The organism is Niabella aurantiaca DSM 17617 (genome assembly GCF_000374125.1).
GTDB lineage: Bacteria > Bacteroidota > Bacteroidia > Chitinophagales > Chitinophagaceae > Niabella > Niabella aurantiaca.
On sequence record NZ_KB893625.1, the window covers coordinates 451,937 to 458,878 of the forward strand.

The 6,942-nt window shown below is 39.4% G+C and carries 4 protein-coding genes; 3 read left to right on the plus strand and 1 reads right to left on the minus strand.

Translation table 11 applies throughout. From position 1 onward, the window contains the following. Nucleotides 1-87 precede the first annotated feature (87 nt). The gene (locus tag B160_RS0101895) at nt 88-822 is read right to left on the minus strand and encodes a DUF3800 domain-containing protein (RefSeq protein ID WP_018626152.1); all 735 of its coding nucleotides are present in this window, start codon (nt 820-822) and stop codon (nt 88-90) included. Nucleotides 823-1,202: 380 nt separating this feature from the next. Between B160_RS0101895 and cas9 the strand changes: the two genes are divergently transcribed. The 3 genes from cas9 to cas2 are packed head-to-tail and all read left to right on the plus strand — an operon-like array spanning nt 1,203 to nt 6,764. Then, complete coding sequence (gene cas9, locus B160_RS0101905) at nt 1,203-5,504, plus strand: type II CRISPR RNA-guided endonuclease Cas9 (protein ID WP_018626154.1); 4,302 nt, start codon at nt 1,203-1,205, stop codon at nt 5,502-5,504. Between the two features lie 11 nt (nt 5,505-5,515). Further along, nucleotides 5,516-6,424, plus strand: a complete 909-nt coding sequence (gene cas1, locus B160_RS0101910; protein WP_018626155.1) for a type II CRISPR-associated endonuclease Cas1 — start codon at nt 5,516-5,518, stop codon at nt 6,422-6,424. Nucleotides 6,425-6,458: 34 nt separating this feature from the next. Continuing rightward, nucleotides 6,459-6,764 carry a CRISPR-associated endonuclease Cas2 gene (cas2, locus tag B160_RS0101915; protein ID WP_211218031.1) on the plus strand — a complete coding sequence of 102 codons (306 nt, stop codon included), beginning with the start codon at nt 6,459-6,461 and terminating at the stop codon, nt 6,762-6,764. Nucleotides 6,765-6,942 lie beyond the last annotated feature (178 nt).

Consider the following 6,942-nt stretch of genomic DNA (forward strand, 5'->3'; position numbering starts at 1 on the left):
CAGAATTATTTCTTATCTTTGTAATAAGAAATTTGGATCGGGGTGTCCCCAATCGGAATGAAGCCGGAGTGATCCGGCTTTGTTTTTTTAAGGAAATATTTTTAATCCATAACGTTTCCCGCCTTTGCCATAAAATTTACTTTTAAATACTTCAAAGGAAGGATTTAATCTATCGGGTTCCAAGACATACCTGGCTATGGGGTAAGCAATAAGGTCGGCCAACTGCAAACCATTGATATTTTGTGTTTTTGCTTTAAACTGAATATTCAGGTTGTATGCTTTTAATCTTGCAGACGAAATATAAGCAGTGCCCCTGGATAAAATACGCTGAAAATGCTCTTGTAATTTTCTGTCTTCCTTTTTTCCTCTTTTTTCAATGATGATGTTAACTCTTTCAATCTTATCCATTAAGGTATCCAGGTAGAACACAGTTCTTTCGATAATAAATGACAAGCTTATTTCATATACATCGTCCGAAATTTTGCCATAACGTACAATATACGCCTCCTTCTTGATGGCGGAAGAAATAATTGTATAATTGGTATTGGAAATGACATGATCCAGTTTTTCGTAAAACTGCTTTTTTAATTCCAGGTCAAACAGGTACTTGAACTCTTTTTCACATTTACGTATATCTCGGGAATGAAAGATAACATGGGAGTTATGCCAAATGTCCTCTTTAATTTTATTAAAACTTTTGCGAAGTGTTTCATAGTCGGCAGAAGAAATAACAATTCCACAAAGTAAAAACACGGGAAAGCTGAGGTTAAGATTACTTAATCCATGGTCGCCACTTTCATCTATAAATAAATTGTAGATCATAAATAACCTGATTCGCTATGATTTTTGCATTCCAATATAAAGATAGCATGAAAATAAATAAAATAAAAAACCCCCATAAAGAAATATATACTAAATTTGAAGATCCATAAAGTTAAAACAGTATATATTGACTTTATGGATTGCGAATTGCTTTTAGATTCAATAAGAGAGGTTTGAAGCCTCTCTTGCTTGTATTATGGGCATAAAAAAACCTCCTGATTGTGGACAAGAGGCGACCCAAATGTTTTCACAACGGAATCATCCTTATTGTGAATTGCTTTCAGGTACAAATATAGAATATATCTTATTGAGTAAAATACGGAAAACCGTAAAATATTTTGAATTGACTATTTAATTTTACAAAGATCAATTATAAGTATATGAGAAGGAATATTTTAGGCCTCGATCTTGGTACTACTTCTATCGGCTTTGCCAAAGTTATTGAAGATGATGATTACCAAAACTCTTCTGTTGAGTTGATTGGTGTTCGGGTAAACCCGCTAACTACTGATGAGCAAACTAATTTTGAGAAAGGCAAGCCTGTTTCAGTAAATGCCGACAGAACCCTTAAAAGAGGCATGCGCCGTAATCTTGACCGTTATCAGCTCCGGAGGAATAATTTAATTGAGATATTGAAAGCGAATAATATTATTACAGCAGATACAAAACTTGCCGAAGATGGAAAGAATACAACGCACTCCACTTATGCACTAAGAGCTTTGGCTACTACAAATGAGGCTCCCCTCGATGCTTTTGCAAGAGTGCTTTTAGCTATCAATAAAAAGCGTGGTTATAAAAGCAGCCGCAAAGCTAAAAATGAAGATGAAGGGCAACTGATTGATGGTATGGCCATAGCCAAAAGATTATATGAAGAAAACCTTACCCCGGGTCAGCTTTCTTATCAGTTATTAAAAGGAGGAAAAAAATACCTGCCCGATTTTTACCGTTCTGATTTGAATACCGAACTCGACAAGGTATGGGATTTCCAAAAGCAATTTTATCCTGAAATATTAACAGATGAGTTTAAAAAACACCTGGAAGGAAAAGGACAGAGAGCTACATCGGCAGCATTTTGGGGACAATACGGTTTCAATACGGCAGAAAATAAAGGTAGCAGGGAGGAAAAAAAACTGAAAGCCTATCAATGGCGCAGCGAAGCTGTTGCTAAGCAATTAGCAAAAGATGAAGTAGCTTATGTAATTACAGAGATCAATAACGACTTTAATAAATCCAGCGGCTACCTGGGAGCTATTTCCGACAGGAGCAAAGAATTGTTTTTTAATAAACAAACTGTTGGTCAGTATTTATTCCAACAACTGAAACAGAACCCGCACACCCGCCTTAAGGGACAGGTTTTTTATCGTCAGGATTACCTGGATGAATTTGAAACGATTTGGGAAACACAGGCAAAGTTTCATCCACAACTAACACGCGAACTAAAGGAAGAAATCAGGGACGTTGTTATTTTTTATCAACGTAAACTAAAATCACAAAAGGGGTTAGTTAGTTTTTGTGAATTTGAAAGCAGGGAAATTGAGGTAGAAAAGAATGGCCGTATCACAAAGAAGCGAATAGGCCTGCGTGTCGCACCCAAATCATCGCCGTTGTTCCAGGAGTTTAAAATATGGCAGGTATTAAATAACCTGGAATTCAGAAATAAAAGCACGAAAGAAGTTTTTGTACCAGATATGGATGCTAAGCAGCAGCTGTTTGACGAGCTTAATATTAAGGGAAATTTGTTAGCAAGCGATGCCATAAAAATTTTAGGGTACAAATCCAAAGAATGGGAAGCGAACTATCACACACTGGAAGGTAATCGCACTAATAAGGCGTTATACGATGCCTATCTTAAAATTTTGGAGCTGGAAGGGTATGACGAAGACTTGCTGAAATTAAGTGGCAGTGATGATATTGATGTTTCCAAAATTGAAAAGCCTGCGTCGGAAATCAAGCAAATGGTGCAGTCTGTTTTTGACGTTTTGGGCATTAATAGCGCTGTCTTAGAATTTGACGCTGAAATGGATGGTAAAGAATTTGAGCAGCAACCTTTATATCAATTATGGCATTTATTGTATTCCGCAGAGGATGATAACAAGAAATATTTACAGGAAGATATTTTCACATTTGGTAACAATGATATTAGTTTGAAAAAGAAGCTAAGCGGAAAATTCGGTTTCAAGCCGGAGCATACAAAAATCTTAGTGAACGTAGCCTTAGGCGATGATTATGGTAGTTTGAGCAGCAAGGCTATGCGTAAAATTTATCCGTTTATCAAAGAACTTACTTATGACAAAGCCTGTATAGAGGCTGGTTACAGGCACTCGGCTTCTTCGCTAACTAAAGAAGAGATAGACGCCCGTCCTTTGCAAAAGCGTTTGGATTTATTGAAGAAGAATGAATTACGTAGCCCTGTGGTGGAGAAAATTCTCAATCAAATGGTTAATGTAGTCAATACCTTGATTGATGATGAAAATACTCGGCGAAAAACCCTGGGAGTATCGGAAGATTTTTATTTTGATGAGATAAGAATAGAGCTGGCCCGTGAATTGAAAAAGAACGCTAAGGAGCGGGCGGAGATGACAACTAATATTAATGCAGCAAAGCAATTACATGAAAAAATTGTCAGAATACTGCAAACAGAATTTGGAGTTCCCAATCCCTCCCGAAACGATATTATCCGTTATAAACTGTACGAAGAACTGAAGAATAACGGCTACAAAGATCTATATACTAACACCTACATTCCTCGTGAAATTTTGTTTAGCAAGCAGATTGATATAGATCACATTATCCCTCAAATGAGTTTATTTGATGATAGCTTTTCTAACAAAACGGTTGTATTTAGGAAAGATAACCAGGATAAAGGCAACAAAACAGCCTATGATTACATTCTTGGCAAGTACGGAGAACAGGCATTGGAAGAATATATGCTGCGCATAACCGGTCTTTTTGAATCAGGTAAGAAAAGTAAGGAAGAGGGAATCAGCAAAGCTAAATTCCAGAAATTACAAAAACGTCTTATTGATATTGGCGATGGCTTTATAGAAAGAGATTTACGGGAGAGCCAGTATATTGCCAAGAAAGCTAAAAACATACTTCACTCTATTTGCAGGCGTGTTGTGTCAACAAGTGGCGAAATTACAGCAAGATTGCGCGAAGACTGGGGCCTGGTAAATGTGATGCAGGAGATTAATCTTCCAAAATTCCGTGCATTAGGCTTAACAGAAATGATTGAGAAAAGGGACGGCGGTCAGAAAGAACGTATTACAGATTGGACTAAGCGTAATGATCACCGCCACCATGCTATGGATGCTTTAACTATTGCTTTTACCCGTCATAGTCACATACAGTATCTGAATCACCTGAATGCACGTAAAGATGAGGCTAATAAATGGCATCCGGTTGTAAGCAAGATTGAGGAGAAAGAAACGGAACTGGTTTATGATGACCTCGGAAACCGGAAAAGAAAATTCAAAGAGCCAATTCCCGATTTCCGCGAAGTGGTAAAAGAGCACCTGGAAAATGTGCTGATTTCGCATAAGGCTAAGAATAAAGTAGTTACTAAAAACAAGAATAAGATAAAGACAGCCAAAGGGGAGAAAATAAAAACGGAACTTACTCCGCGTGGACAACTGCACAAAGAAACCATTTATGGCAGGTATCGCTATTATGAAAGCAAAGAAGAAAAAGTAGGACCAAAGTTTGATAAGGCCACAATTCAAATGGTAGCTAATCCTCTGTATAAAAAGCTGCTGCTGGACCGACTTGCAGAAAATGAGGACGACCCTAAAAAGGCGTTTGGTGGCAAGAATACGTTAAGCAGAAATCCAATTTTTCTTGATGAAGTCAGACAAGAAGTTTTACCTGAAAAAGTGCTGCTGCGTTGGCTGGAAGATGATTATTCCATTCGCAAAGATGTAACACCTGAAAGCCTGAAAGACGTAAAAGCCATCGACAAGGTTTTGGACGAAGGGGTAAAAAAAATACTGCTAAAACGTCTTGCAGACTTTGACAGTGATCCAAAGAAGGCTTTTTCCGATTTGGATAAAAACCCCATTTGGTTAAATGAGGTCAAAGGTATTTCCATAAAGCGTGTTACTATCAGTGGTGTTAAAAATGCTGAGGCCTTGCATCACAAAAAAAACCACCTCGGCAATGATATTTTGGATGAAAATGGAAAACAAATACCAAGCTCTTTCGTGAGCACTGGTAATAATCATCATGTAGCCATCTACCGAGATGCAGAGGGGAACTTGCAGGATAGAGTTGTGTCGTTGTTTGATGCGGTACAATTAGTCAATGCAGGAGAAGCTGTCATCGACAAGGCATTTAATCAGGGAATAGGTTGGCAGTTCCTGTTTACAATGAAGCAAAACGAAATGTTTGTATTCCCGAATGACCAGATAGGATTTAATCCTAAAGAAGTGGATTTGCTTAATCTTCAAAATAGAAAGCTGATTAGTCCGAATTTATTTAGAGTTCAAACAATCTCAGTTGTTAAATATGGTAATAATACAATAAGAGATTTTAAATTCCGACACCATTTAGAAGCGCAGCTTATAGATAAGAAAGAGTTACAGGGAATAGCTTTTCAGCAATATAAGAGTTTACTGCCTTTGGAGCATATTGTGAAAGTTCGCTTAAATCATTTAGGTCATGTTGTCGGTGTAGGAGAATACTAAAATGTTTTGCCATGGTCAAACGCACCCTATACTTCGGTAACCCTGCCTATCTAAAAACCAAAAACGAACAGCTTGTTGTAGAACTAGCTGATACCGGCGAGGTAAAAACGGCCGCCATTGAAGATATAGGAATGCTGATCCTGGATCACCAGCAGATCACCATTACACACAGTGTGATTGCCAAGCTGCTGGCGAACAATGTGGCGCTGATCACCTGCGATGATATCCACCTGCCTACGGGTCTGATGCTGAGCCTGGATGGGCATACCCTGCAAAGCCAGCGCTTTCAGCTGCAGATTGATGCTTCTGTGCCGTTAAAGAAACAGTTGTGGCAGCAGACGGTAACAGCTAAAATACAGAACCAGGCCAACCTGCTGGCAAAATATCGCATTCCCCATAAAACATTATTGACCCTGGCGGCCAGGGTAAAAAGCGGCGACAGTGATAATTGCGAAGCGCAGGCAGCTAACTATTACTGGAAAAATGTGTTTCCCCTGTTTCCTGGGTTTAAGCGGTTCCGGGAAGGGGAGCCGCCCAATAATTTATTAAACTATGGGTACGCGGTGCTACGCGCCATCGTGGCAAGAAATCTGGTGGGCAGCGGCCTGTTGCCTACGCTGGGCATTTTTCACCGGAACCAGTACAATGCCTATTGCCTGGCCGATGATATCATGGAGCCTTACCGGCCTTATGTGGACCAGCTGGTGTATGACATTGTACGGGGTAATGGAAAGTTCCTGAATATGACCCCTTCCATGAAGCAGCAATTGTTAAGCATTCCTGCAATGGACGTCATTATTGATCATGAAAAGAGCCCGTTGATGAACGCGGTACAGCGAACGACGGCGAGCCTTGCTAAATGCTTTGAAGGGAACAGCCGTAGGCTGCTGTATCCTGTATTGTCTCCTTCATTCGTTTAAAATGAATTTTGAACGGTTAAATGCTTATCGGATTATGTGGGTGATTGTGATGTTCGACATGCCTACGGAAACCAAGATTGACCGGAAGCGTTATGCAAAATTCCGGAAGCAGATCCTTGACGATGGGTTTAATATGTTCCAGTTCAGCATGTACATCCGCCATTGCATGAGCCGGGAAAATGCAGAAGTGCATGTGCAAAGAGTAAAGAAGATACTGCCGCAAAAAGGCCATATTGGCATAATGTGCATTACCGACAAGCAATTCGGGCAGATGGAGATATTTAACGGGAAAGAAGCGGCAGAGGCGCTGGTTCCTGCGCAGCAATTAGAACTGTTTTAGGGACTGGTAGAATAGCACAAAATGAGGGTATAGAAATTAAAAAACGGGCAAAAAGCCCGTTTTTTAATCCTGTTGACAACCTGAAATCCTTTGCTGTTACAGGTTTTGACAAAACGCGTTGTCAAAGACCAAAGGTAATTTGAAATTGAAAGCAATTCACAACCAACAGTTGTTTGCA

Coding starts and splice junctions, on each gene's coding strand:
- B160_RS0101895 (WP_018626152.1), bottom strand. CDS start 822: ATGATCTACAATTTATTTATAGATGAAAGTGGCGACCATGGATTAAGT.
- cas9 (WP_018626154.1), top strand. CDS start 1,203: ATGAGAAGGAATATTTTAGGCCTCGATCTTGGTACTACTTCTATCGGC.
- cas1 (WP_018626155.1), top strand. CDS start 5,516: ATGGTCAAACGCACCCTATACTTCGGTAACCCTGCCTATCTAAAAACC.
- cas2 (WP_211218031.1), top strand. CDS start 6,459: ATGTGGGTGATTGTGATGTTCGACATGCCTACGGAAACCAAGATTGAC.